General features: G+C 61.4%; 25 protein-coding genes. 10 read left to right on the top strand and 15 right to left on the bottom strand.

All coding sequences use genetic code 11. The features are described from left to right. Positions 1-28 precede the first annotated feature (28 nt). Positions 29-841 carry a histidinol-phosphatase gene (hisN, locus tag FQV27_RS05125; RefSeq protein ID WP_147096725.1) on the bottom strand — a complete coding sequence of 271 codons (813 nt, stop codon included), beginning with the start codon at positions 839-841 and terminating at the stop codon, positions 29-31. A gap of 63 nt (positions 842-904) precedes the next feature. Continuing rightward, entirely contained in the window at positions 905-1,264 is a 360-nt protein-coding gene (locus FQV27_RS05130; RefSeq protein ID WP_147096726.1) for a helix-turn-helix domain-containing protein, read from the bottom strand. A gap of 478 nt (positions 1,265-1,742) precedes the next feature. Here FQV27_RS05130 and FQV27_RS05135 point away from each other — a divergent pair, with 478 nt between their 5' ends. Next, positions 1,743-2,495 carry a Bax inhibitor-1/YccA family protein gene (locus tag FQV27_RS05135; protein ID WP_147096727.1) on the top strand — a complete coding sequence of 251 codons (753 nt, stop codon included), beginning with the start codon at positions 1,743-1,745 and terminating at the stop codon, positions 2,493-2,495. A 60-nt stretch (positions 2,496-2,555) separates the two neighbouring features. Here the strand turns inward: FQV27_RS05135 and paaZ are convergent, their stop codons facing one another. The 9 genes from paaZ to pcaF are packed head-to-tail and all read right to left on the bottom strand — an operon-like array spanning position 2,556 to position 10,697. After that, positions 2,556-4,601 carry a phenylacetic acid degradation bifunctional protein PaaZ gene (gene paaZ, locus FQV27_RS05140; RefSeq protein ID WP_147096728.1) on the bottom strand — a complete coding sequence of 682 codons (2,046 nt, stop codon included), beginning with the start codon at positions 4,599-4,601 and terminating at the stop codon, positions 2,556-2,558. An 11-nt stretch (positions 4,602-4,612) separates the two neighbouring features. After that, the gene (locus tag FQV27_RS05145) at positions 4,613-5,362 is read right to left on the bottom strand and encodes a Phenylacetic acid catabolic protein (protein ID WP_377768708.1); all 750 of its coding nucleotides are present in this window, start codon (positions 5,360-5,362) and stop codon (positions 4,613-4,615) included. A 9-nt stretch (positions 5,363-5,371) separates the two neighbouring features. Further along, complete coding sequence (gene paaE, locus FQV27_RS05150; protein ID WP_147096729.1) at positions 5,372-6,448, bottom strand: 1,2-phenylacetyl-CoA epoxidase subunit PaaE; 1,077 nt, start codon at positions 6,446-6,448, stop codon at positions 5,372-5,374. Positions 6,449-6,458: 10 nt separating this feature from the next. Beyond that, the gene (paaD, locus tag FQV27_RS05155; RefSeq protein WP_147096730.1) at positions 6,459-6,971 is read right to left on the bottom strand and encodes a 1,2-phenylacetyl-CoA epoxidase subunit PaaD; all 513 of its coding nucleotides are present in this window, start codon (positions 6,969-6,971) and stop codon (positions 6,459-6,461) included. Between the two features lies 1 nt (position 6,972). Next, on the bottom strand, positions 6,973-7,818 hold the full coding sequence (paaC, locus tag FQV27_RS05160; protein ID WP_147096731.1) for a 1,2-phenylacetyl-CoA epoxidase subunit PaaC: 846 nt from the start codon (positions 7,816-7,818) through the stop codon (positions 6,973-6,975). After that, the gene (gene paaB / locus FQV27_RS05165; RefSeq protein ID WP_147096732.1) at positions 7,818-8,102 is read right to left on the bottom strand and encodes a 1,2-phenylacetyl-CoA epoxidase subunit PaaB; all 285 of its coding nucleotides are present in this window, start codon (positions 8,100-8,102) and stop codon (positions 7,818-7,820) included. The genes paaC and paaB overlap by 1 nt, the downstream gene beginning before the upstream one ends. 41 nt (positions 8,103-8,143) lie before the next feature. Continuing rightward, positions 8,144-8,491 carry a VOC family protein gene (locus FQV27_RS05170; RefSeq protein WP_186827215.1) on the bottom strand — a complete coding sequence of 116 codons (348 nt, stop codon included), beginning with the start codon at positions 8,489-8,491 and terminating at the stop codon, positions 8,144-8,146. Between the two features lie 4 nt (positions 8,492-8,495). Next, a complete protein-coding gene (paaA, locus tag FQV27_RS05175; RefSeq protein ID WP_147096734.1) occupies positions 8,496-9,482 on the bottom strand; it encodes a 1,2-phenylacetyl-CoA epoxidase subunit PaaA in 987 nt (328 codons plus the stop codon). A 12-nt stretch (positions 9,483-9,494) separates the two neighbouring features. After that, on the bottom strand, positions 9,495-10,697 hold the full coding sequence (pcaF, locus tag FQV27_RS05180) for a 3-oxoadipyl-CoA thiolase (protein WP_147096863.1): 1,203 nt from the start codon (positions 10,695-10,697) through the stop codon (positions 9,495-9,497). A 99-nt stretch (positions 10,698-10,796) separates the two neighbouring features. Here pcaF and FQV27_RS05185 point away from each other — a divergent pair, with 99 nt between their 5' ends. Next, on the top strand, positions 10,797-11,219 hold the full coding sequence (locus FQV27_RS05185; protein WP_147096735.1) for a hypothetical protein: 423 nt from the start codon (positions 10,797-10,799) through the stop codon (positions 11,217-11,219). 72 nt (positions 11,220-11,291) lie between these two features. Here the strand turns inward: FQV27_RS05185 and FQV27_RS05190 are convergent, their stop codons facing one another. The 4 genes from FQV27_RS05190 to guaB all read right to left on the bottom strand — a co-directional run bounded on the left by FQV27_RS05190 (position 11,292) and on the right by guaB (position 17,081). Next, positions 11,292-12,212, bottom strand: a complete 921-nt coding sequence (locus FQV27_RS05190) for a diguanylate cyclase (protein WP_147096736.1) — start codon at positions 12,210-12,212, stop codon at positions 11,292-11,294. Beyond that, positions 12,209-15,049, bottom strand: a complete 2,841-nt coding sequence (locus tag FQV27_RS05195) for a hybrid sensor histidine kinase/response regulator (RefSeq protein WP_147096737.1) — start codon at positions 15,047-15,049, stop codon at positions 12,209-12,211. Before FQV27_RS05195 ends, FQV27_RS05190 begins: the two co-directional genes overlap by 4 nt. Beyond that, a complete protein-coding gene (locus tag FQV27_RS05200) occupies positions 15,046-15,423 on the bottom strand; it encodes a hypothetical protein (protein WP_147096738.1) in 378 nt (125 codons plus the stop codon). Before FQV27_RS05200 ends, FQV27_RS05195 begins: the two co-directional genes overlap by 4 nt. 209 nt (positions 15,424-15,632) lie before the next feature. Beyond that, positions 15,633-17,081 carry an IMP dehydrogenase gene (gene guaB, locus FQV27_RS05205; RefSeq protein WP_147096739.1) on the bottom strand — a complete coding sequence of 483 codons (1,449 nt, stop codon included), beginning with the start codon at positions 17,079-17,081 and terminating at the stop codon, positions 15,633-15,635. A 415-nt stretch (positions 17,082-17,496) separates the two neighbouring features. Between guaB and FQV27_RS05210 the strand changes: the two genes are divergently transcribed. The 8 genes from FQV27_RS05210 to FQV27_RS05245 all read left to right on the top strand — a co-directional run bounded on the left by FQV27_RS05210 (position 17,497) and on the right by FQV27_RS05245 (position 26,484). Next, positions 17,497-18,633, top strand: a complete 1,137-nt coding sequence (locus FQV27_RS05210; protein ID WP_147096740.1) for an OmpP1/FadL family transporter — start codon at positions 17,497-17,499, stop codon at positions 18,631-18,633. A gap of 97 nt (positions 18,634-18,730) precedes the next feature. Next, complete coding sequence (locus FQV27_RS05215; RefSeq protein ID WP_147096741.1) at positions 18,731-19,606, top strand: ATPase; 876 nt, start codon at positions 18,731-18,733, stop codon at positions 19,604-19,606. A 1-nt stretch (position 19,607) separates the two neighbouring features. Then, on the top strand, positions 19,608-20,531 hold the full coding sequence (gene metA, locus FQV27_RS05220; RefSeq protein WP_147096742.1) for a homoserine O-acetyltransferase MetA: 924 nt from the start codon (positions 19,608-19,610) through the stop codon (positions 20,529-20,531). Positions 20,532-20,603: 72 nt separating this feature from the next. After that, entirely contained in the window at positions 20,604-21,497 is an 894-nt protein-coding gene (gene ppk2 / locus FQV27_RS05225; protein WP_147096743.1) for a polyphosphate kinase 2, read from the top strand. Between the two features lie 139 nt (positions 21,498-21,636). Further along, positions 21,637-22,677, top strand: a complete 1,041-nt coding sequence (locus FQV27_RS05230) for an ABC transporter substrate-binding protein (protein ID WP_147096744.1) — start codon at positions 21,637-21,639, stop codon at positions 22,675-22,677. Between the two features lie 266 nt (positions 22,678-22,943). Next, complete coding sequence (locus FQV27_RS05235) at positions 22,944-24,281, top strand: calcium-binding protein (RefSeq protein WP_147096745.1); 1,338 nt, start codon at positions 22,944-22,946, stop codon at positions 24,279-24,281. Positions 24,282-24,324: 43 nt separating this feature from the next. Then, positions 24,325-25,440, top strand: a complete 1,116-nt coding sequence (locus tag FQV27_RS05240; protein ID WP_147096746.1) for a calcium-binding protein — start codon at positions 24,325-24,327, stop codon at positions 25,438-25,440. A gap of 171 nt (positions 25,441-25,611) precedes the next feature. After that, positions 25,612-26,484, top strand: coding sequence for an alpha/beta fold hydrolase (locus tag FQV27_RS05245; protein ID WP_147096747.1), 873 nt, complete (start codon positions 25,612-25,614; stop codon positions 26,482-26,484). The last annotated feature ends 5 nt before the right edge of the window (positions 26,485-26,489 follow it).

Genomic DNA, 26,489 nt, shown 5'->3' on the forward strand with positions numbered 1-26,489 from the left:
TGGGGCGATTGGCCGCGACGCCGCGATCTTAGTCAAGCGCCGGCGCGTCGGCAACGCGATCACCCCGCAAAAATTCCAGGGCTTCGGCATGAAGTTCGCGCGTTGCGGCGGCAATGACACGCCCGCCGCGATGCGCGGGACCGCCCTGCCAATCCGTTACGATGCCGCCGGCGGCCTCCACCACTGCGATCGGTGCGACAATATCATAGGCGTGCAAGCCCGCTTCGATCACAAGATCTACCTGCCCAAGCGCGAGCAGCGCATAGCCATAACAATCAAGGCCATAGCGCGTTAACCTGACCTGCGCAGCGACACGTTCGAAGGCTGCGCGCTCCTCCGCCGTGCCGATTTCCGGGAAGGTCGAAAGAAGCGTCGCCTGCGCAAGTCCGACCCCGCGCCTGACGCCAAGCGGGCGTTCGCCAGCGGCGGTAAGCACGCGCGCCCGACCTAACCCGCCTTCGAAGCGTTCGCCGGTAAAGGGCTGGTCAATGATCCCATAAACGGGGCCAGCGTCATCGGTCAGCCCGATCAGCGTGCCCCAGCTTGGCGCCCCGGAAATGAAGGCACGGGTTCCGTCAATCGGATCAAGAACCCAGGTCAGCCCGGTGCTGCCATCGGACATACCGAATTCTTCGCCCAGAATGGCGTCATCCGGCCTCCGCTCAGCCAGTATCGCGCGCATCGCGCGTTCGCTTTCGCGGTCGGCCTCGGTCACGGGGTCGAAACCGTCGGAAAGCTTGTTGTCCGGTGTCAGGCCCGCACTTCGAAACAGCGGCATGGTCCGCAGACGTGCCGCGTCGGCCATCAGGGCCGCCGTCTCAAAGATATCGTTTTTGTCCATAGCCCACCCCGATCATGTCCACGCGGTCTTAGCGCGGAAAGATCGGGGCGAACAACCGCCGGATCAGGCGGCGTGTGACAGAACGCGCGCCAGCTCAAAAATCTGACGGCGTTGCGCTTCGGGCATGGCATAATAGGCGCGGATCAGTTGCAGCGCTTCCTTGTTGGCGAGAACATCCTCGTCAACGCTGGATTCGGCGCGACCGTCCGAAAGCCCTTCAAAGAAGAAACTGACCGGCACATCGAGGGCCTTGGCGATATCCCAAAGCCGTGAGGCTGAGACTCGGTTCGCGCCGGTTTCATACTTCTGGATCTGTTGGAACTTGATACCCACCTGATCCGCCAACTGCTGCTGTGTCATCCCGATAAGCCAGCGGCGATGGCGGATACGTGTGCCCACATGCACATCAACTTCGTGCTTCATAACATAACCTCACTCAATCTTTGCGAGTAATACACTCTTGGAAATCAAACTGACGACTGCGAAATAAGTTCGACACGCTAGAGTTGTCGAAAAGGACAGGTAATACCATTCATCTAATATGTCTCAATCGGGCAGTTGGCGGATTTCAGCCATTTTTTTGGCACCAGATCGGGTTTATCGGGCGAATCGGTTCGAAATGCTGCCGTTTTTCTCGCTCCGGGCGAGCCGCGATCGAGCCGCCTTGTGGCAATTTGGTCGCCAAGACCCGTTCAATTGCATCGGGGCGGCGCGACTCACCTTCTACGGGCATTCTTAACCTCGCGGTAAACTCAGGTCGGCGGCGCCATGACGCGCTGATACACAGATGCGCGAAAGCAGTCCGATTTTTCCCGGTTCTTGTTGAATTTTCCCCTCCGCAAGCCAATATTGTCCAACGGCAGGTGCATCCCGCACCACCACGCCAGAGATGGAGAGTTTGATGGCTGAAAACGACACCCTACGTCAGGCCCAGGCCCGGACGGGTGCCGCGACCCGCGCCGATATTGATGTCGGTCTTCGCGATTACATGTCGAAGGTCTATGGAATCATGGCAACGGGCATGGCCGTGACTGCCTTCTTCGCACTCGGACTGAACATGCTCGCCGTCCAGAACGGCCAACTGACCGAGCTTGGCCGCGCCGTTTACATGTCGCCGCTGAAATGGGTGCTGATGTTCGCCCCGCTGCTGGTGGTATTCGCCTTCGGTGCCGCCGTTTACCGGCTTTCCACGCAGGCCGCGACGCTGATTTTCTACGGCTTCGCCGCGCTGATGGGCATGTCGATCAGCTGGATCTTCCTGCGCTATACCGGCACGTCGATCGCATCGACCTTCTTTGCGACCGCAGCAGCCTTCGCCGGGCTTTCGCTTTACGGTTATACCACGAAGCGCGACCTGTCGGGGATGGGCACGTTCCTGATGATGGGCCTGATCGGGCTGATCGTCGCCTCGATCGTGAACATCTTCCTTCAGTCGGGCGCGATGCAGTTCGCGATCTCGGTGATCGGCGTTCTGATCTTTGCGGGTCTGACCGCCTATGACACGCAGCAGATCAAGAACACCTATCTGCAGCTCCGTGACTCGAACCGGGAGTTTCTGGGCAAGGCGGCCATCCTTGGCGCCCTGAACCTGTATCTGGACTTCCTGAACCTGTTCATGTTCCTGCTGCAGTTCATGGGTTCCAGCAACGACTGATCGCAACACTCGCAACAGAAAAGGCCCCGCTTCGGCGGGGCCTTTTTCATTAGCCGGGACCTAGGGCCAATCCTTCGCCACCATGGTCAGCACATCATATTGCGCGACAACCTCGTCCTTCTGGTTGGTCACGCGGCAGTCCCAGCGGACCTCGGCATGTTCGGCGTTTTCGCGTGGATTGATTTCCTTGCAGGTCAGCCGGACCTGCAGCGTGTCGCCGAAATAGACCGGCGTCAGGAACCGCAGGTTGTCGACACCGTAATTCGCCAGCACCGGACCCGGATCGGGATCGACGAAAAGCCCCGCCGCGAAGGACGCGATCAGATAGCCATGCGCCACGCGGTCGTCGAAGAACGGGTTTGCCTGCGCCGCCTCGCTGTTCATATGGGCATAGAAGGTGTCGCCGGTGAAATGGGCGAAATGCTCCACATCCGATTCCGTCACTTCGCGCGCCTCGGTGACGATCTGATCACCGATCTGCAACTCTGCTACCGATTTGCGGAACGGGTGTTTATCGGCGCGGGTATCCGCGCCTTCGGACCAGATGTCGGTCACGGCGGACAGAAGATGCGGCGCGCCCTGAACCGCCGTGCGCTGCATGTAATGCTTGACCGCGCGCATGCCGCCCAATTCCTCGCCGCCGCCGGCACGTCCCGGCCCGCCATGAACCAGTGGCGCCAATGGCGAGCCGTGCCCGGTCGAGGATTTCGCCGAACGCCGGTTGCCGATCAGCACCCGGCCATGCATAGGCGCCATGCCGATCACCATCTCCTCCGCCACGTCCTTGCTGTCTGTAAAGACCGAGGCCACCAACGACCCTTTGCCGCGATGGGTCAGCGCCACCGCTTCATCAATGTCCGCGTAAGGCATCAGCGTCACGACCGGGCCAAATGCCTCGACATCGTTTGCCGCCGCCTGCGCCGGGTCGTCCGCCAGCAGCACCACCGGGTTGATGAACGCCCCCTTCTTCGCGTCTCCCGAGGCCACGCGCACATCATCCGGGTCACCCAGCACGATCCGCGACGATCCTTTCAGATCGGCGATCCGGTCGCGAACCTCGTCGCGCTGATCCAGACTGGCCAGCGGCCCCATGCGCGTGCCTTCAACCGCAGGATCGCCCGCGACATTCTTCGCCAGCCTGTCGCCCAATGCCTTTATCACCGCATCGACATAATCGGCGGGAACGATAGCGCGGCGAATGGCCGTGCATTTCTGCCCGGCCTTGGTGGTCATCTCGCGCAGCACCTCGCGCACAAAAAGATCGAACTCCTCTGTCCCCGGCCCGGCATCCGGCCCAAGAACCGAGGCATTCAGGCTGTCCGCCTCCATTGTAAACCGCACCGAATTTTCAACGATCGCGGGCGAGGTTTTCAGCATCCGCCCGGTCGAGGCTGACCCGGTAAACGTCACCACATCCTGGCAGGTCACATGGTCCAGAAGATCGCCCGCCGATCCGCTGACCAGTTGCAGCGCCCCATCGGGCAGAATGCCCATGTCGATGATCCGCCGCACCATCAGTTCGGTCAGATATGCGGTCTGGCTGGCCGGCTTCACGATGGTCGGCATCCCCGCGATCAGGGTCGGCGCGATCTTTTCCAGCATCCCCCAGATCGGGAAGTTGAAGGCGTTGATATGCACCGCCACGCCCTGCAGCGGCGTCAGGATATGCTGGCCCGAGAATGTGCTATCCTTCGACAGCGGCTCAACCGCGCCGTCGGGAATGACTTTCGCATTCGGCAATTCACGCCGCGCTTTCGATGCCAACGTCAGAAGCGTGCCGATACCGCCTTCGATATCGACCCAGCCATCCGCGCGCGTGGCCCCGGTCCAGAGGCTTTCGGTATAGAAATCCTCTTTCATCTCCATCAGCTTCAGGCCGATTTCCTTCAGCATCAGCGCGCGTTGGTGGACCGTCAGATCGCGCAGCGCGCGACCGCCCATTTCGCGCCCGTATTCCAGCGCGGCGGCGTGATCGAGGCCCGATGCGTCGATCAGCGCCACCACCTCGCCGGTCGCGGCATTCAGCAGTTCCTTGCCGTCTTTCGACCCATTGCGCCATTCGCCGCAGACATAAGACTGCAGCAGTCGAGGGGTTTGCACATTCATCGCATGTCCTTTCAGGCCAGCCCCATCGGCAGCAGCAGGTCATTCACCCGCTGCGCCCAAAGCTCGCGCAGTTTGTCATTCGTGGTATGGCGCAGGCCAAAGCGCGCCTGCGTGTCAAAGCGTTGGGACGCCGACTGCCCGAAGGTCGCATCGACCTTGGGCATCCAATAGGCAATGGCGTCCTGCACCTGCGCGCGTCCGTCATCGCTTTCGATAATCTGGCGCAGACCGTTCAGGCCCAACTCGACATGGCGTGCCTCGCGGGGCGCGATCTCGCGGAAGGTATCGGCCAGCGGCGCATAGCTGACGCGCTTCATCTCATCCAGTTGCACAACGGTCGCCAGCCCCATCAGCACATTCAGCACAACGGCATCGACATAGCCCTGCAGGGGATAGTGGAAGACCGACAGCCGCATGTCGTCGCCATGCCGCGCCGCCGACAGATCGGCATCGCGATCCATGCGCGCAGCCCAGTCATGGCTGCGATCATAGGCGGCCATATCGCCGCCGAATTCGCCCATCACCCCCAGCACGCGGCCCGCATGATCCAGCTTTTCCTGCGTGATCTTTGCCGCCGCGATCCGGTTCTTGATGCCGGGCGCATCATTGATCGTATCGGCAAAGCCCGCAGCGCCCGCCAGTTCACTGTCCACGAATGACGCCATCAGCCGCAGCAATTCCCCACGATAGCGCGGCGGGACATTGCCGGGAGAGGTGAGCTTGCCGCCCTGCGCCAGATACTCCTCGATCTTCATATCCATGACCGCCCCCTATTCGTCATAGCTGACGACGATGCGGTCGGTCAGCGGATAGCATTGGCAGGTCAACACATAACCCTGCGCGACCTCGTAATCTTCCAGCGCGTGGTTGATGGCCATTTCGGCCTCTCCTTCCAGCACCTTGGCACGGCAGGTCGAACAGACCCCGGCCTTGCAGGCATAGGGCACGTCCATATCGGCGGCCAACGCGGCATCCAGCAGGTTTTCGTCCTGCTTTGGCATCCGGAACGTCCGGGTCGCACCATCCAGCGTCACCACGACTTCGGTCATATCGCCCGCCTGCGCTGCGTCCTTGCTGACCGCCTTCTTCTTCGCCCTGCCCGGCTGGCTGGACGCAAACAGTTCAAACTTGATCTGCCCATCATCCAGCCCCGCCTTGCGCAAACTGTCAGCCACGGTCAGCATCAGCCCTTCCGGCCCGCAGATAAACGCCGTGTCGATGCTGGCCGGATCGATCCAGTTATCGAACAGCGCCTGCATCTTTTCGGCATCGATGCGGCCGGTGAACAGGTCGATCTCCTGCCCTTCGGATTTCAGGATATGGATGACCGACAGCCGCCCAAGATAGAGGTTCTTCAGATCGTCGAGTTCCTCGCGAAACATGATCGAATTGACCGAACGGTTGGCATAGATCAGCGTGAAGCGGCTTTTCGGCTCGCGCGCCAGCGTGGTCTTGATAATCGACAGGACCGGCGTGATCCCCGAACCCGCAGCGACGCCGACGTAGTGCTTCGACGCCCCACCATCCAATTCGGTGTGAAACCGCCCCATCGGGGCCATGGCGTCCAGTTCCATCCCGGCAGCCAGTTCCTCATTCGCCCATGTCGAAAACGCACCTCCATCGACGCGCTTGATGCCGACGCGCAGCGCGCCATCGTCGCGACCCGCGCAGATGGAATAGGACCGGCGCAACTCTTCACCATCGAAATCGCGGCGGAAGGTAAGATACTGCCCTTGGGTAAAATCGAACGCGCCCGCATCCTCGGGGCGCGGTTGCAGCGTCACCACCACCGCATCGCGGGTGTCGCGGCGGATATCGGTGACCTGAAGCGGAAGGAATCGAGCCATGACGGTTCCTCTAATGGCATTTGAAGTAATCGAAGGGTTCAAGACAGGCGTTGCAGACCCAGCTGGCCTTGCAGGGGGTCGAACCGAACTGGCTGACCCGCCGCGTGTCGTTGGAATTGCAGCGCGGGCATGGCACCGCCATGTTTCCCCGCCCCGTCAGCGAGGTGACACGCGCCATCACATCGCCATCGGGCGCCGTGCCGTCAATGGGCGGCGCGATGCCGTAATCGCGCAGCTTGTCGCGGCCCTGATCGGTGATCCAGTCGGTCGTCCATGCGGGCGTCAGCTGGCGGCGCAGCATGACATGCTCGACCCCTTTGGACAGCAGGTGGTTTTCGATATCAAGGTTGATGACCGCCGTCGCCGGACAGCCCGAATAGGTCGGCGTGACCGTCACCACCAGCGTTTCGCCCTGCCACTCGACATCGCGGATGATGCCCAGATCGGTCAGCGAGATCACCGGAATCTCCGGGTCGGGGACTTCGGCCAGCCAGTCCCATATGGTCGAGACGGCGGGACGCATGTTACCACTCTGCCCCCGGATAGGCGCGCTGCAGAAACTGCATCTCGGCCAGGATATAGCCCAGATGTTCGGTATGCGTGCCCTGCTTGCCACCTTTATGCGCGAATGTGCTGTCCGGCACGTCCAGCGTCGCCTCGGCCAGCACCGGCAGGACGGTGTCGTCCCAGGCCTGACGCAGACCGGCGGGATCGGGGGCAATCCCCGACGCGGCCATGGTCACATCGGTCGCGTCGCCCAAGAACATTTCCAGCGCATAGGACCACTGGTCATCCAGCGCCGCCTGCATCCGCTTTCGGCTTTCCTCGGTCCCGTCGCCAAGCGCGATCACCTGTTCGGCCGAGCGTTCAAGGTGATAGCTGACCTCTTTCAGCGATTTCGCCGCAATTTCGGCGACGCGCGGATCGGCCGATCCGGTCAGCGCCTGCAGCAGATGGAAATGGAAGGCGTCGAACAGGAACTGCCGCATCAGCGTGGCGCCAAAATCGCCGTTCGGGCGTTCGACCAGCAGCAGATTGCGAAAATCCCAGACGTCGCGAAGATAAGCCAGATCGTCGGCGCTGCGCCCCTTGCCCTCAACCTCTGCTGCGAGCCCCAGCCAAAGCGCCGTCTGCCCGATCAAATCGAGCGCGATGTTCGACATCGCAATGTCTTCCTCAAGCTGCGGTCCATGCCCGCACCATTCGGAATTCCTGTGGCCAAGGATCAGGGCGTTATCGCCCATCCGCAGGAGAAACTCGAAAAACGCGTCCTGATCGGCGTCGGGCAGCGGCGCATGGCCGCCCTTGCCACCATCCTGTTTCGCCAATTCCTCGGCATTCGGGGTCATGATATCGGGAAGCGACGGCATCACATATGCCCTATCTCATCGGGAATGTCGTAGAAGGTTGGGTGGCGGTAAACCTTGTCATTCGACGGCTCGAACAGGGGTCCCTTGTCGGATGGGCTCGACGCCGCGATATAGACCGATTTCACCACCCAGATCGACACACCCTCGTTCCGGCGCGTGTAAACATCGCGCGCATGCTTGATCGCGACCTCGGCATCGGGCGCATGCAGGCTGCCGACATGGCGGTGGTTCAGCCCGTGCTGACCACGGATAAAGACTTCCCAAAGGGGCCATTCGCTGGACATCTGTTCCTCCCTTCCCGCGGGTCGAGCCCGCCGGGCATGAATCAATAGGCGTAAAGCTCGACCCGGTATCCGTCGGGGTCCAGCACCTGCACGCGCGCCGGACCTTCGGCGCTGTATTCCGTTTCCGTCACACCATCGGCGCGAAAGCGGTCGCGCATGGCGTCGATTTCAGCGATCGAATCCACCAGACTGCCAAAGTGGTTCGTGCGCGGCAGGTCCTGCGGCACCTCGCCCACGCTCAGCGCCAGCAAGGCGCCGCTGTCATCGGCAAGGATAAGCAGATGCGGATCGTCATGCACGCGGTTGCTCAGGCCGAAATACACGCCATAAAACCGGGCCGAAGCTTCCCGGTCCGATACGGTCAGCGCGACATGGTTCAGCCGGGGCATCGGCCTATTCCGCCGCAACCGGGCGGCGCGAGGCCTTCTTCTTCGCATGCGCGACCATCGCATCGCGATACCACGCCCCGTCTTCCCACGCCTTGACCCGCGCGCCCAGGCGTTCCTTGTTGCAGGGGCCATTGCCCTTCAGCACCTGATAGAACTCGTCCCAGTCGGGTTCACTGAAATCATAGCCGCCCTTTTCCTCGTTCCATTTCAGGTCCGGGTCGGGGACGGTCAGGCCCAGATATTCGGCCTGCGGGACGGTCTGATCGACAAATTTCTGGCGCAGCTCGTCATTGGTGTTCATCTTGATCTTCCACGCCATCGACTGCGCGGAGTGAACGCTGTCCTTGTCGGACGGCCCGAACATCATCAGCGAGGGATACCACAGCCGGTTCAGCGCATCCTGCGCCATCTTCTTCTGCGCGGGCGTGCCATTCGCCATCTTCATCATGATCGCGTAACCCTGCCGCTGGTGGAAACTTTCCTCCTTGCAGATGCGGATCATCGCGCGGCTATAGGGGCCATAGCTGGTCCGCTGCAACGGCACCTGGTTCATGATCGCCGCCCCATCGACCAGCCAGCCGACCGCGCCCATATCGGCCCATGTCAGCGTCGGATAGTTAAAGATCGACGAATATTTCATATCGCCCGAATGCAGCCGCTCCAGCAACTCGTCACGGCTGACGCCAAGCGTTTCGGCAGCGCAATAAAGATACAGCCCGTGCCCCGCCTCGTCCTGCACCTTGGCCAGCAGGATCTGCTTGCGTTCCAGCGTGGGGGCGCGCGTGATCCAGTTGCCTTCGGGCAGCTGGCCGACGATTTCGGAATGCGCGTGCTGGCCGATCTGGCGGATCAGCGTCTTGCGATAGCCCTCGGGCATCCATTCCTTCGGTTCGATCTTCTCGTTCCGGTCGATGCGCCCCTGAAAGGCGATCTCCTCGGGCGACATGTCCTCGCGAGAGGTGCCTTCGGATTTGACGAGCTGTGCATACATGGCAGTTCCTCCTCAGACGCGTTCGATAATGATGGCGATGCCCTGACCGACGCCGACACACATGCAGCATAGCGCATATCTGCCGCCGGTGCGCTGCAGTTCATACATCGCCGTCGTGACCAGCCGTGCGCCCGACATCCCGAGCGGATGCCCAAGCGCGATCGCCCCGCCATTCGGGTTAAGATGGGGGGCATCGTCGGGAAGTCCAAGCTCGCGCAGCGTGGCCAGCCCCTGTGATGCGAAAGCCTCGTTCAATTCAATCACGTCCATCTGGTCGATGGTCAGACCGGCGCGCGCCAGCACCTTCTTCGCGGCAGGCGCGGGGCCGATGCCCATGATCCGCGGCTCGACCCCCGCGGCGCACATGGCGATAATGCGGGCTTTGGGCGTCAGCCCGTTCTTTTCTGCCGCCTCCTTGCTGGCAATCAGCAACGCGCAGGCCCCGTCATTCACGCCAGACGCATTGCCCGCCGTCACGGTTTTCTCTGCCCCGTTCACACCCTTCAGTTTCGCCAGCTTATCTGCCGTTGTGCCCGGACGGGGGTGTTCATCTGTATCGACGACAACCGCCTCACCCTTTTTCTGCGGGATGCTGACCGGCACTATCTCATCGGCAAAGCGACCGGCTTCCTGCGCCGCCTGCCAGCGGTCCTGGCTGCGCGCGGCAAAGGCGTCCTGATCTTCGCGGCTGATGCCAAAATCCTCTGCCACGTTGTCGGCAGTCTGCGGCATGGAATCGATGCCATATTGCGCCTTCATCTTCGGATTCACGAAGCGCCAGCCGATGGTCGTGTCGTAAACCGCATTGCTGCGCGAAAAGGCGGTTTCGGCCTTCGGCATGACAAAAGGCGCGCGGCTCATGCTTTCGACCCCGCCCGCAATCACCAGATCGCAATCGCCTGCCTTGATCGCCCGCGCCGCCATGCCGACTGCATCCATGCCCGATCCACACAAGCGGTTGATCGTCGTTCCCGGCACATCGACGGGCAGTCCGGCCAAAAGCGCCGCCATGCGGCCCACATTCCGGTTATCCTCGCCCGCCTGATTGGCGCAGCCATAGATCAGGTCATCGACGCTGGCCCAATCGACACCGGGGTTGCGATCGACCAGTGCCGCCAGCGGAATCGCCGCCAGATCGTCGGCGCGGACCTGAGACAACGCCCCGCCATACCGCCCGATCGGCGTCCGAATCGCGTCGCAGATAAAGGCGTCAATCATGGCTCCCCCCAACATGGCCGGCAACGCCCAATTCTGGCGTTTGTTTGACCGACCGTTCGGTTATTTATACTCAGTTTCCTTCAGTGAGCAAATAGAATGTTCCGAGGACCGGCGGATATCGCAGCCCAGTGCGCTCGCCAGAAGATACCGCGCCACCCCGATGCATTCCAAGCCGCGTTTACGCTCCATCACATTCGTGAAGAGATCGCGCGGGCAGATCCGCGAATTTTCGCCACAGCGAGCGCGATGCGCGATTGCCATGCCGGAATGTCTAATTCGATCACGCTTCTTCCCGCGGCCGCAGCGAATATCAGCGTATCTGCCCGTGCCCCGCGGCACCGAATTGCCAATTCCGTCGCGAAACCGAGGCTTTCAGTTTCATCAGAATATCCGTTCTGCGCAGCCGTCGTCGAGCTCTCCGCAAGGTTGGCGCGCGTGCTGCATATCAGCTCGGCTCATAAATCGTTGGCGACGCAACCAAGCGCCCCGATCCTCACAAGGCAGTTTGCTGAAACCTGAGCTTAGGATCAGCCTTCGCCCAAACCGCAAAAGGCGGGCCGCTGCGCGCCTGCGTTCTGGCTGGCACATGCATCAGCGACCGGCCAGTTCTCTGCCTGTCACGCGATTGCGACCGCCATGCTTGCTTTGGTAAAGTTGCTGATCGGCCTGCTCCAGCCATTGGGTCATCGGCAAATCCAGCCCGACGCGTCCGCTGACCAGACCGACGCTGATCGACAGCCAATCCGATATTTCGGACCCGGAATGCGGGATCATCATCTCCTGCACGTCCTGCCGCATTTTCTCGGCGATATGGATCGCACCTGGCAGGCTGGTCGCGTGAAGGATACAGGCGAACTCCTCGCCACCATATCGCACGCAGATATCACGGTCGCGGCGCGTTCCGGCGATCAGGCATTCAGCGACCCGCCGAATGCAGATATCACCGTCGCCGTGCCCGTACAGGTCGTTAAAGCCTTTGAAATAATCAATATCGACGAGGATTATCGAGCGCCATTCGTCCCGCTCTGCCTCGCTCAGACGCCGCGAATCCGTTCCGAATGCCGCGTCGAGCATGCGCCGGTTTCCGAGGCCGGTTAGCGGATCAAGCGTCGCGAGGCTCGCGAGCCTGTCGCGCAGCTGTTTGAGGCCCAAATGATTGTCGATACGGCGCTGCAGCGACGCGGGGCGGATCGGTTTGGTGAGGTAATCGACCGCCCCAAGAGAAAGGCCCTCGACCTCGCTCTCCACCCCATCGAGGCCCGTTGTGAAGATGATCGGAACATCTGCTGTCGCCGGGTCCTGCTTGAAGCGGCGGCATGTGTCATATCCATTCATGCCGGGCATGACCACATCAAGCAGTATCAGGTCGGGACGCGATCGCCGCGCCAGCTCGATCGCCTGCTCGCCCGAGCGGGCGAAAAGAACCTCGTATTCTTCTTCCAGAACGGCACCGATCATCTCGATATTGGCGATCTCGTCATCTACGACCATGATTCTCGAACGCTGGGTCATGCCGGAATATCTTTCGGGCCCGTCAGGGCCGCATATCGCTGATCCAGAAGCGACAGCGCCTCGGCGTAATCCAGCCGGGTCAGGGCGGCACTGATCGCATCAGATGCACGCTCGCTGCCGGTAACGCCCAGTGCCTCCGCGAATTCCTCATAGCCGCGGCGCGCAGAAAGGCTTTGGCGGTCAACCTGTTCCCGCAAGTTTCGATAAATGACCGTCACGCGATCAAGGTCCACGTGACGATTGCGCGGCGAAGCAGCAGACAGCGCTGTGACATTCGCGCCCGAAAGCTGGTCGCCTTCGATCCGCTTTGCGGCCTCACAAGCCTCTTGCAGAGCTTTACGCAGTTTCGGGATCGCATGGATTGCGCCCGCGGGGTCACGACAGGCGAGCGTGTCGCCGATTGCACGTGCCAGCCCGGCGACCTCTCGAAGTTCCAGTGACGAGGCGACGCCTTTCAGGGCATGAGCAAGATCAGAGGCCGCTTTCATCTGATCGGCCTCGATATGCCAGGCGATCCGGTCGGCGACGTCACCGTAATCCGACGCGAATCCAAGGATCAGTCGCCGCAGCAGGGCCTCGTTGCCGTTGACCCGCACCAGCGCTTTGCCGATCTCGAACGGAGGCAGGGTTGCGGGCAAGGACCCCGCAGGGCCGCCCTGTATCGGTGCCGCGGAAACCTGCTTCGCGGGAGCTTCCACCCACCGCCTGAGCGTCGAGAGGAGAAGCTGCGGATCAATCGGCTTGGCGACGTGATCGTTCATCCCCGCCTCGAGGCATTGCCGCTTGTCGTCGTCATAGGCGTGAGCCGTCATTGCGATGATCGGAAGCTTGTCGGCCGGAAACCTGGTCCTGATGCGACGAGTTGCCGCAAGCCCGTCCAGTTCCGGCATCTGGACGTCCATCAGCACCGCGTCATAGGCGATGGTCCCGGCCTCGACCATTTCACAGGCGATGCGACCATTTTCGGCGCAATCGATTTTCAGCCCCGCGGCGCGAAGGATTTCGCGCGCGATCTCGCGGTTGATCTGATTGTCTTCGACCAGCAGGATGCGTTTTCCGGACAGGTCGCCGGAAACCGCAGGCTCGCGCGCCTCACGGGGCGCGGCCTGTTGCGGCTTTGTGTCAAATGAAAGCAGTTTCGTCAGCGTGGCCGACAGGAGATCGGCCTCGACCGGCTTCGCCACATAGGCGTCGATGCCGAAATTGGCGCCGATCGTCCTGCAATCATCCAGATCGTGGGCAGACATCATCACGACAATGGGCGTGCCCACCGGCGATTCCGATCTGCGCATCCGGCGTAGGGTTTCGAACCCGTCCATACCGGGCATCTTCCAGTCGATCATAAGCAGTTCGTAGGTCGCGCCGGCCTGCGACGCGGATTGCAGGCGTCGCAGCGCATCCGCGCCTGACGAGGCAAGATCGGCCTGGATTCCCCAGCGGGCAAAGATTTCCTGAATGATCTGCCGTGCCGCGGGATTGTCATCCGCGATCAGCACGCGCAGCGACCTCTGGACGGGCGGTGCGCTGTTGGTCACTGTCACATCTGACGGAACCTTCATTTTTACGGTGAAGCTGAACGTGCTGCCGGTGCCTTCCTCACTCTCGACATCGATGGAGCCGCCCATCTTCTCGATGATCTGGCGGCAGATCGCGAGGCCGAGTCCCGTCCCGCCATAGCGCCGCGTCGTGGATGCATCGGCCTGAACGAACGAGCTGAACAGGGCCTTCTGCTGGTCTGCGGAAATCCCGATGCCGGTATCGCCCACGGAACAGCAGATCGTCGCGGCCCCGTCGCTTTGGCCAAGAAGCTGCGCCGTGAAGGTGACCGCCCCTTGCTCGGTGAACTTGATTGCGTTGCTCAGCAGATTCAGCACGACCTGATTGAAACGCATGTCATCGCAGATCAGCACGTTTGGAATATTCGCGTCGATCCGCACCTCGACCCGCAGACCCTTGGCATGCGCGCTTTCCGATACAAGTTGCAGCTGGCTTTCGACAGCGGATCGCAGGTCGAATTCGCGCGCGTCGAATTCCAGCTTTCCGGCCTCGATTTTCGACAGGTCCAGCACATCGTTGATAAGGCGCATCAGCGTGTGGCCGGCAGCGCTGATCTTGGCGACCTGATCCTTCTGCCGCGACCCGAGCCCGTCGCGCTGCAGCAGATGCGAGAAGCCCAGAATGGCGTTGATCGGGGTGCGCAGCTCGTGGCTCATATTGGCGAGGAACAGGCTTTTCGCCCGGTTTGCGGCCTCGGCCTCCTGGGTGCGTTCTTCCAGCGCCTCGCCATTGCGAACCAGATCGCTGCTCAGCCGCGACATGCGCCGGAATGTCTGGCGCACCTTGCCCACCACCCAGACCAGCACGACCATCTGGAAAATGACGATCACCGCATGAAGAAGCACGCGCGCCAGATCGCCAGAGCCGGGAAACACCGCATAAGGAAGCAGATAAAGCAGCAGCAGGTGATGCAGCGCCGTAACGATTGCCCCAAGAAACATCTGCGCGCGGTCGAACCAGGCGATGTTCAGCGCCAGGACCGCAAAGAAATACATATGCATGTCCATCTGCCACGGATGACCCGCAAACAGGACAAGCAGGAATGCCGGCTCTGCGACCAGCGCGACGGTTGCCAGATTGCGCGTCACTGGCGCATTGCCGTATCGCCAGTGAACCACTTGATAGGCCAGTGCGATTGTCGCAGCGATCAGCATCGCCTCGGGCACCGGCATGGCCTTGTTCCACAGCGCCGCAAGCGCCATGACAGGCACATGCGCCCAGAACAGCCAGACGAGAAGTGCTCCATAACCGGCGCGCAGTGTTTCAAGTTCGACTTTCATTTCGCCACCTCCGCAGGGGCAGAACCGCAGCCCCAGAAGGCTGGCGAGGGAATGACCAGCCATGCGCCCAGCGCACGCAGTTCGGTCGGGAAATCGGGGGAATCTGCAAGCGCAATGGCGATATTCGGCAGCCCACCAGCGGCGGTGATCCCGCCGCCCGCCTGCCAGACCATGTCAAGAAGCGCGGCCCGACCCTGCCAGGGTGCGGCCACGACAAGATATTGGCCCATCCCGCCGGTTGCGGACAGTTTCAGCCCCAGAAGCACGGCGAAACAGATGACCGCGAACAATCCGGCCGGCAGATAGTCAATCGCCCGCGTCTGATCGTGCCCAGGCCGCACATCCCGTCGCGCTGACGAGCAGAGGACCACCATGTCTTTCCATCCCCGCTACAAAAAAACCGCATCCGAGACTGCGATCCATAACCAGGATAGATAATCAAATGGTTAGCCGACGAGCGTATAACGCTAAGCTTTTTAACGATCCGCTCGGCGAAAAGCCGGTTCAGAGAAAACACTTCATGCAGGCGCACGAAAAAAGCGGGCCGTGGCGCGGCCCGCTTCGGAGGTCGGTCCCCGAGCGCTCAGCCCAGCCGGTAGTTGGGGCTTTCCCGCGTGATCTGCACGTCATGGACGTGGCTTTCCTTCAGCCCTGCCCCGGTGATGCGCACGAATTCGCAACCGCCGCGCATCGCCTCGACCGTGGGGCTGCCGGTATAGCCCATGGCCGCGCGCAGCCCGCCCACCATCTGATGAACGACCGTGGCAACCGGCCCCTTATACGGCACCTGCCCCTCGATACCTTCCGGAACCAGCTTGTCGGTCGCGGCATCCTTCTGGAAATAACGGTCGGCCGATCCGCGCGCCATTGCGCCAAGGCTGCCCATGCCGCGATAGGATTTGAAGCTGCGGCCCTGATACAGGATCACTTCGCCGGGCGATTCATCGGTCCCGGCAATGGCGCTGCCGACCATGGCGCAGCTTGCACCCGCCGCAATGGCCTTGGCGAAATCGCCGGAAAACTTGATCCCGCCATCGGCGATCACCGGCACATCGCCCGCCGTGCCCGCGACATCCATGATCGCGGTCAACTGCGGCACGCCGACGCCCGCGACAACGCGCGTTGTGCAGATCGACCCCGGCCCGATGCCCACTTTCACCGCATCCGCGCCCGCGTCGATCAGCGCCTGCGCCGCCCCGGCCGTCGCGATATTGCCCGCAACGATCTGGATCTCGTTCGAGAAGTTGCGCAGCCGCTCGACCGCCATGGCCACGCCTTCGGAATGGCCATGCGCGGTGTCGATGACCACCATGTCCACGCCCGCCTCGACCAGCGCCTTGCTGCGTTCAAAACCCTCATTGCCCACGGTCGAGGCCGCGCCAACGCGCAGCCGCCCCAGATCGTCTTTGCAGGCGAGCGGGTTAAGCACCGCCTTTTCCGTATCCTTCAGCGTCAGCAGCCCGGTCAGCGCGCCCTTGCCATCCGTGACAAGCAGCTTTTCGATCCGGCGTTCCTTCATCATCGCAATCGCCTGCGCGCGGTCCGCCGGTTCGCGCAGGATCGCAAGGTTCTGCGCCGTCATCATCGCCTTCACAGGCGTCTTGTCATCGCTCGCGAAACGCATGTCGCGGTTGGTCACGATCCCGACCACGCGCCCATCCTCGTCCACGACCGGGAAGCCCGTGACATTATACTGATCCTGCAGCGCCTTGGCGTCGGCCAGCGTCTGTTCCGGCGACAGCGTGATCGGGTTATAGACGATGCCGCTTTCGAAGCGCTTCACCCGCCGCACCTCGTCCGCCTGCTGCTCGATGGTCAGGTTGCGGTGGACGACCCCCATGCCGCCCGCCTGCGCCATGGCAATCGCCATCCGGCTTTCCGTAACGGTATCCATGGCAGAGCTGACGAGCGGGATGTTCATGCGAATGCCACGCGTCACGCGGGTTGTCACATCGGCGGTCGAAGGCATGACATTCGATGCCGCCGGAACCAGAAGAACATCGTCGAATGTGAGGGCCTCACGAATCTGCATGGCAGCAATCCTTTCGGGGGTTCGTTTGGCAGTTCCCCTTTTCACTTCAAGCCGCTTTTGTCTAGCCCCGCATCCTGCATGGCAGCCTGCCGTCACGGGAATGAAAGGCCGAACCCGCGCTGGCAGGCACCTGGGCAGCGGCAGAATCGGCGCCGAATCTGCGTCCCTGACGCGCTCGGACGCCGGCGCTGATCCGGCAGGCAGCGGGCTGGCGCGTCCGGTTCGACTTTCCATTGCGGCATGATTTCTCGCTTCCCTTACGTCATACCGGCTGCAACCGTTGCAGCGGCGACACAAAGACGCAGGCCAGCGGCCTTCGACGCCACGTCATCCCATTGTCGTGATTGATTCGTGAGGGGGGGAGAGTAGCCTTAAAGTTGAAGCGAAGGCCACGAAGGCCACGCAGGGAGGACATATGAAAAAGACACTCACAAGCGCCGCCGCACTTCTGCTGACCGCCGCCCCGGTCTTCGCGGCCGGAATCGAACGCTCGACCCAATCGATCGGCATCCTGTTCGAAGAAGGCAACTATGTCGAAACCGGCCTTCAGATGACGAAGCCCGATGTCAGCGGCAAGGACCTCGCCATCTATGGCGGCCGCGAAACCGGCAACGTCGCCGACGATTTCAACGTGCTGACCTTCGGCTACAAGCATCAGTTCACCGACCAGATCTCGGCCGCCCTGATTATCGAACACCCCTACGGCGCCGATATTGCCTATGGCGATGTCGACCCGACCTCGCTGACCAAGGGTTCGGTCATGCTGGGCGGAACCAAGGCGAATGTCGAAAGCGCCATGATCTCGGTGATCGGACGCTACAAGTTCAACGAGAGCTGGGGCGTGCATGCCGGTCTGCGCTCGTCCAAGGCATCGGGCGACATCCGCCTGCAGGGCGCGGCCTATTCGACGCTGTCAGGCTATCGTGCCAAACTGGCCGATGACACGGCGGTCGGCTGGCTGGCCGGTGTCTCGTGGGAACGTCCCGACATCGCGGCCCGCGTCGCGCTGACCTATTACTCCGATATCGACCACGAATTCGACACCAAGGAATTCTTTGGCGCGGTTCAGGTCGCCGAAGGCACGACAGACGTCACGACGCCGTCCATGCTGGCGCTCGACTTCCAGACCGGCGTTGCACCCGACACGCTCGTCTTCGGTCAGATCCGCCGCACCTACTGGTCTGACTTCAAGGTGATCCCGACGCTTTTCGGCACTTACGTTCCTGACGGGCTTGTCAGCCTCGATGATACGACAACTTACACGCTCGGCGTCGGCCGCAAGTTTACCGAAAACTGGTCGGGCACCGTCGCCTTCACCTACGAACCCGAGGGCGACAGCGATCTCATCTCGCCGCTGGCACCGACCAATGGCCGCAAGGCGATCACCGTCGCGGGCATCTATACCATGGACAACTGGAAGTTCACCGCCGGTGTCAACTACACCAAGCTGGGCGATGCCAAGGCCGAAACCGGCACCCCGGATCAGGCCCGCGCCGAAATGGAAGATAACGACGCCGTCAGCCTTGGGCTGCGGGTCGGTTATCGCTTCTGATCGCGCTTTCGCCACCAGATCGGAAAGCCCCGCATTTCGCGGGGCTTTTCTATTGCGGCGCCGCTGCCTAGATTGCGCCGGTCAGGATGGAGAGGCCATGATCTACGCAACCGGACAGGATTGGTTGGCAAGCCCGCGCAAGCGCGTGCTGTTCTTCGGCATGTCCGGCCTTGGCAAGACGCATCTGTCGAACATGCTGCGCGCGTCTGGCGACTGGTTCCATTACAGCATCGATTACCGCATCGGCACCCGCTATATGGGCGAGCTGATCGCAGACAACTTCAAGCGCGAGGCGATGAAGGTCCCCTTCCTGCGCGAGCTTCTGTTGTCCGACAGCGTCTATATCGGCAGCAACATCACCTTCGACAATCTGTCGCCCTTGTCCACATATCTGGGCAAGCCGGGCAGCGAAACACGCGGCGGCCTGCCCTTCGACGAATACCTGAAGCGCCAGCGCGAGCATGAGAAGGCGGAAATCGCCTCGCTTCTGGACACGCCGCATTTCATCACCCGCGCGACCGAAATCTACCGCCTGCCGCATTTCGTCTGCGACAGCGGCGGTTCCATCTGCGAGGTCGTGGACCCCGAAAATCCCGCCGACCCGGTCCTGTCCACGCTGGAAAAGCACCTGCTGATGGTCTGGATCAAGGGGACAGACGCACATACCGAAGAACTCGTCCGCCGCTTCGACCGCGCGCCCAAGCCGATGTATTATCAAGCGGAATTTCTCGACGGCGCATGGCGCGCCTACCGGATTGAAAAGGGCCTGCGCGAAGATCAGGTCGATCCCGACGACTTCATCCGCTGGACCTATGCCCGCGCGTTGGCCCACCGCCAGCCCCGCTATGCCGCGATGGCCCGGCGCGGCGTGACGATCACCGCCGACGAAGTCGGCAACGTGCGCAATCCCGCAGATCTCGACCGGCTGATCGCGAAAGCCATCGACCGCCAGAAAAACACCAAGGAAGCCTGAAATGCCCATTACGCTGCCCAATGACCTGCCCGCCTTCGACATCCTGTCGGATGAAGGCGTCATGGTCATGTCGCCGGGCCGCGCGGCGATGCAGGATATCCGGCCCCTGCGGATCGGGCTTCTGAACCTGATGCCGAAGAAGATTCAGACCGAAAACCAGTTTGCCCGCCTGATCGGGGCAACGCCGCTGCAGATCGACTTTCAGCTGATCCGCATGTCGGACCATGAAAGCCGCAATACCGCAGCCGATCACATGCAGTCCTTTTATCGCAAGTTTTCGGATGTCGAGGCCACGGGCGAGAAGTTCGACGGCCTTGTCATCACCGGCGCGCCCATCGAACAGCTTCCCTTCGAGGAGGTAACCTATTGGGACGAACTGAGCCGCGTCTTCGACTGGACGCAGACCCATGTTCATTCCACCTTCGGCGTCTGCTGGGGGGCGATGGCCATGGCCTGGCACTTCCACGGATTGCCGAAACACGACCTGCCCGCCAAGGCCTTCGGCTGCTTCCGCCACGAAAACCGCCAGCCGGCATCGCCGTTCCTGCGCGGATTTTCCGACGATCTGCTGATCCCGGTCAGCCGCTGGACAGAAGTCCGCGCAGCCGATGTGGACGACCGCCCGGCACTGACCACGCTGCTTGCCTCGGACGAGGTCGGCCCGTGTCTTCTGCAGGACGAGGGGCATCGCGCGCTCTATGTATTCAACCACTTCGAATATGATTCAACGACGCTGAAGGACGAATATGATCGCGATGTCGAGGCGGGAAAGTCCATCGCCGTCCCGGTGAATTACTATCCCGACGACGACCCCGCGCGCCCGCCTTCCAACCGCTGGCGCAGTCACGCGCATCTGCTTTACGGCAACTGGATCAACGAGATCTACCAGACGACCGAATACGACATTTCGAAGATCGGGACCTGACAAAGCCCCGTCACGCCCCTTTTCAGCGCGCGCGCCGGGCCGCATAGTCGGCCAAGTTCACGGAGTTTACGCATGGCCAAATCCAGCAAATCCCCACACCCCCTGCCCTATGTTGGCGAGATCACGCGCTTTTTCGAAGAAAAGGCCCCGAAGGATATCCGAAAGGCCATCGAAAAGGCCGGCAAGGACGATATCCTGGACGCGTCCTATCCCTATGAAGAAGAGATGGACAAGGACGATTACGAAAAGCAGATGGAGAAGCTTCAGGCCGAGCTGGTGAAGATGATGCATGACATCTCTGTCACCGGCAAGCGCGTGGTCGTGGTGTTCGAAGGCCGCGATGCGGCAGGCAAAGGCGGCACCATCGAACGTGTGCGCGAAAACCTCAATCCGCGCTCTGCCTATATCGTGGCCCTTCCGAAGCCGTCCGAACGCGAATCCGACCAGTGGTATTTCCAGCGCTATATCGACTGGCTGCCTGCCAAGGGCGAAATCGCGCTGTTCGACCGAAGCTGGTATAACCGCGGCGTGGTCGAACGTGTTTTCGGCTTTTCGAACGAGGATCAGCGGGTCAAGTTCTTCCGCCAGCTTCCCGCCTTCGAAGGCATGCTGGTCGATGACGGCCTGATCCTTGTGAAGCTGTGGCTGAATGTCGGTCGCGCCGAACAGCTCAAGCGCTTTCTCGACCGTGAAAAGGACCCGCTGAAGCAGTGGAAGCTGTCCTCCATCGACGTCGAGGGGCTGGGCAAATGGGACGAATACACCAAGGCGATCAAGGACACGCTGAAACGGTCGGATATCAAGCCCGCGCCCTGGACGGTCATCCGCTCCGATGACAAGAAGCGCGCCCGCATCGCCGCGATCCAGACGATCCTGAATGCCGTCGATTACGCGGGCAAGGACAAAAAGGCCATCGGCACCCGCGACCCCAAGATCGCTGGCGGGGCAGAGCTTCTGGACAGGTGATGCTGCGCGCGCTGCTGGCCTGCCTGTCTGCCGGGCAGACAGGCATCGCGCAGATCGTGCAGACAGCCATTTTACTTGCGCGCTTTTCGGGCAGCCGCTAGCGTCGGCAGGCTGAAACTCAACCGAAAGGCCATCGCATATGACCTTCCTGCGCTCGACCGCGATCCTCGCTGTTCTCGCGACCCCCGCCCTCGCCGCCGATCCCGAATTGACCGTGTTCGACTGGGCCGGCTTCGAAGAGCCTGTCCTGTTCCAGGGCTATATCGACAAGAACGGCGACAGCCCGACCTTCGCGCTTTACGGCGACGATGACGAGGCGTTCCAGAAGATCGCATCGGGCTTCAAGGCCGATATGGTCCATCCCTGCAGCCAGATGGTGTCGAAATACCGCGATGCCGGCCTGATCGAGCCGTGGGACACCTCGAAGATCCCGGCCTATGCGGACCTCGATCCGCAGTTCAACGGCTCGGACGTGTTTCACGACGACGAAGGCGTCTGGTATATTCCGACCGACTGGGGTGCGACCGCAATCGCCTACAACACCGAGAAGGTGCCCGCCGAGGATGTCGAAAGCCTGTCGATCTTCACAAACCCGGATTATGCCGGCCGCACCTCGCTGCCCGACAGTTCCGACGATGTCTGGGCGCTTGCCTATCTGGCGACCGGCGTGACCGACTGGACCGAGGTCAGCGACGAACAGTTTCAGGCCGCAGCGGACTGGCTGCGCGAAGCGCATCAGAACGTTGCCGCCTACTGGTCCGACCCGTCCGAACAGGCGCAGCTCATGGCCTCGGGTCAGGTCGATGTCGCGTGGTCGTGGAATGACGGCGTGACCTATCTGAAGGCCGATAATTACCCGGTGGGCTTCCAGCGCGCGCCGAAGGAAGGCTCGTCGAACTTCATCTGCGGCTTCGTCAACATGAAGGACGGCCCCGGCAATGAAGAAAAGGTCTATGACTTCATCAATGCCTGGCTCGCCCCGGAATCGGCCAAGGGCCTGCTCGATACGATCGGCTACGGCCCGACCACAGTTGCCGGCATGGAAACCATCAAGGACGAGGAAGCGGTGAAAACCGGCCTTGGCCCGATTGACGCCCCGATCCTGAACCAGACCCCGAACGATCCGCAACTGCGCGAAAAGCAACTGGCCGAGTTCGAGAAGATCAAGGCAGGGTTCTGACCGCAAGGGATTATCCCGACCTGCACAACCTATAAGGGCGGCCTATGGGCCGCCTTTTTCATGACGGATCTCGGGTATTGCACAAGCAGTGGTCACCTGCGGCCAGTTTCCGCCAGTGTCCCGGTAACTGCTTGATCCCCTGCTGAGCACGTGCCTAGTCTGCCCCTGACTGATCTGCCGTCGCGGGCGCGTCGGCAATTTCCGGTCACTGTAAATTTTGCCATAAGTTTTAGCGTCCCGCCCTGCGCGACGCGACAGGAGGACTCATGCCACAGTATCAAACCAACAGCATTCAGGCGCTCGCCGCCGCATTCTATGAATTTTACGGCACAACCGGCGCTGACATCCTCGAATATTTCGACAGTCCGGTTCTGGGTTATGGCGATGCTGGCAATGACACCATCCGCACCGGCGATTTCACCGACGAAATCCACGGCGGGGCCGACAATGACCAGATCTGGACCCATGGCGGCAATGATCTGGTTTACGGCGATGACGGTAACGACATCATCCGCGTGGGCACCGGCGCAGACACCGCCTATGGCGGGGCCGGCAACGACTTCATCAGCGACAAGGAAGGCAATTACGACGACATCCTGGACGGCGGCGCTGGCAATGACACCATCAATTCCGGCCACGGCAATGACCTGCTTCTGGGCGGCGATGGCGACGATTTCCTGGGCGACACCGCCGATCTGACCGGCAATGACACCTTCGACGGCGGTGCTGGCAATGACCGCATCTATTCCGGCTATGGCAACGATTCCATTTTTGCTGGCCACGGCGACGATGTCATTTACGAAGGCGACGGCAACGACACCATCAACGGTGGGATCGGCAACGACCTGATCTATGCCGGTGCGGGCGACGATTACGTCTTCGACGAGGATCCGCGCTATGCCTATAGCGGCAATGACACCATTGACGGCGGCACGGGTAACGACACGCTGATGTCGGCAGGTGGCGATGACGTGGTCATCGACATGTTCGGAAATAACCTGATCGTCGACGAATGGGGCAGTGATCGGATCACGACCGGGTCTGGCACCGACACAATTCAGGCCGGTCAGGAAAACGACACGATCATCAGCGGCGGCGGCAATGACAGCATCGACGGCGGCCGCTATGGGGACGTCATCAGGGCCGGGGGCGGCAATGACACGATCCTTGGCGGAGGCTCGATCGACTATCTCTTTGATTGGGATCCGACCTACCGTCCCGGTCTTGACCAGATCTGGGGCGGTGCAGGCGATGACCTGATCAGCAACACCATCCTGACTGACGCAGCCGGGACAGGCGTCGTGTCGAACACCGCAGTCCACTATACCGGCGCGGACGGCAATGACACGATCCAGAACTTCTCGGTCTTCGGCGGGACGCCCGAGGACGACCTTCGCGATGTCGCGCAGGACGTCATCATCATCCGCTCGGACATCAACGGCAGCGGCATCGATTCGGTCGATGACCTTCTGGATCGCCTGTCCGATACCGCTGATGGCGCGGTGCTGAATCTGGGCGGCGGCAATTCGATCCTGTTCGAGGATCGCAGCGTCGATCAGCTGACCAATCCGCAATATTTCGACAGCTATTTCGACATCGTCTGACCCAGCCCATTTTCGCGCGCAACACGCCACGAAAGGATTACCCATGCCACAATCACGGATCCCGACCCTCATTGACGAATTCTATGAATATTTCGGCACCAACGGCCCCGACACGCTGGTCTTCAAGGACGGCCCGCTTCTCGGCTTTGGCTATGCCGGGGATGACGCCTATGAAAGCGGCGATTTCGCCGATATCCTTTATATGGGCGAAGGCAATGACACCGTCGAAAGCGGCGGCGGCGACGATCTCGTCTATGCCGATGCCGGAAACGACCTGATCCGTTCGGGCGAGGGCAGCGATACCGTCTATGGCGGCACCGGAAACGACTTCCTCAGCGACAAGTTCGGCGCGGGGGACGATGTTCTCGACGCAGGCTCGGGCAACAACACCATTGTTTCGGGCGATGGCGACGACCACCTCATCGCCGGGGACGGCAATGACGTCATCGGCGATACCGGCGCCTTCACCGGCAACGACACGATCGAATCCGGCGCAGGCAACGACACCATCTATTCCGGTCTCGGCAATGACAGCATCCGCTCCAGCAGCGGCAACGACCTGATCTATGACGGCGCGGGCGATGACTATATCCGTCCGGGCGCGGGCGATGACAGGGTCTATGATCATCTCGGCAATAACAACATTTACGCCGATTACGGCAACGACACCATCGTGTCGGGCAGCGGCAATGACGATCTTTACGGCGATTTCGGCAGCGATGTGATCTATGGCGGCGGTGGCAATGACACCATCGACGCCGGGTCTTCTTGGGATGTGGTGACGGTGCCCTCGACCAACCCCCAGCAGGGCGAGGATCACATCTATGGCCAGGGCGGCGACGACCTTCTGTCCGGCTGGGGCGAAACCTATTACCACTATGCCGGGGCTGACGGAAACGACACCATCGACCTTTTCGAACTTGGCTGGGACGGCCCCGGCACCAGCAACAGGATTGACGAACAAGACGTCATCGTCATCCCCCGCAACATCAACAACAGCGGGATCGAGGATTTCGACGACCTTCAGGGCCGCATCACCGCCACCGCCGACGGCGCATTGATCGACCTTGGCGGCGGCAGCACCATCCTGCTTGACGGTGTCCGCGCCTCGGACCTGCTGCAAGCAGTCGAGAACGAACAAAGCTTCCTGTTCGTCTGATCCGAACCGGCCCGGACAGTCCGGCACCGGCAAGAACCGGCCCACGCAAGCGGGCCGGTTTTCCTTCTTTGTCAAGGCGTTAGGTCACGCCTAACGCCTCTTGGCCAGCCTGCTGCACGCACCGAACTATCAAAACTTGTTTTGCTGGTTCACTCTGATCAGAATGCAGCCATGAAACAGACAACACATCGATTCGCAGAAATCGCAGGGCACAAGCTGTTCATCCGAGAGGCCGGCCCACCTGACGCGCCGGTTCTGCTGCTGCCGCATGGCTATCCCTGTTCGTCCTTTCAGTTCCGCCGCCTGATGCCCGCATTGGCCGACACGTGGCGCACGATTTCATTCGACTGGCCGGGCTTCGGTTACAGCGACACCCCTGACCCGGAATCATTCGCCTGCGATTTCGATGCCTATGCGGATCTGCTGGGGGCGTTCGCGGATACGCTCGGGCTGGATCGCTACGCGCTGTGGCTGCACGACTATGGCTCTCAGATCGGGCTGCGCCACGCGATCGCGAACCCTCAGCGCATCGCGGCGCTGATTATCCAGAACGGCGACATCTACGAAGATGTTCTCGGCCCCAAATACGAAACCATCAAAACCTATTGGTCGCAAAAAACCCCGGACGCCCGCCGCCCGCTGGAGGATGCCGTCAGCGAAGACGGCTTTCGCGCGGAATTCATTGGCGAGGTGTCGGACCGGATCGCCGCGCGAATCCCGCCCGATCTCTGGAAACTGCACTGGCCGTTGATGGATACCCCGGCGCGGCGCCAGATTGCCGTCAACCTGATGGAGCGGCTTGAGCAGAATCTAGACTGGTTCCCGCGTTATCAGGCGTATCTGCGCGAATATCAGCCGCCGACGCTGATCGTCTGGGGACCGCAGGATGGCTATATGCCGCAGGCTTCCGCCCATGCGTATCTGCGCGACCTGCCCGATGCGGAACTGCATCTGTTGCCGGATGCCGGCCACTGGCTGCTGGAATCCCATTTCGACGACGCCCTGCCCCTTCTGCGCGATTTTCTGTCGCGCACCCTTGCATGACAAAG

Origin of the sequence: Paracoccus aurantiacus, assembly GCF_007993065.1 — a bacterium.
In the GTDB taxonomy this organism is placed as follows: domain Bacteria; phylum Pseudomonadota; class Alphaproteobacteria; order Rhodobacterales; family Rhodobacteraceae; genus Paracoccus; species Paracoccus aurantiacus.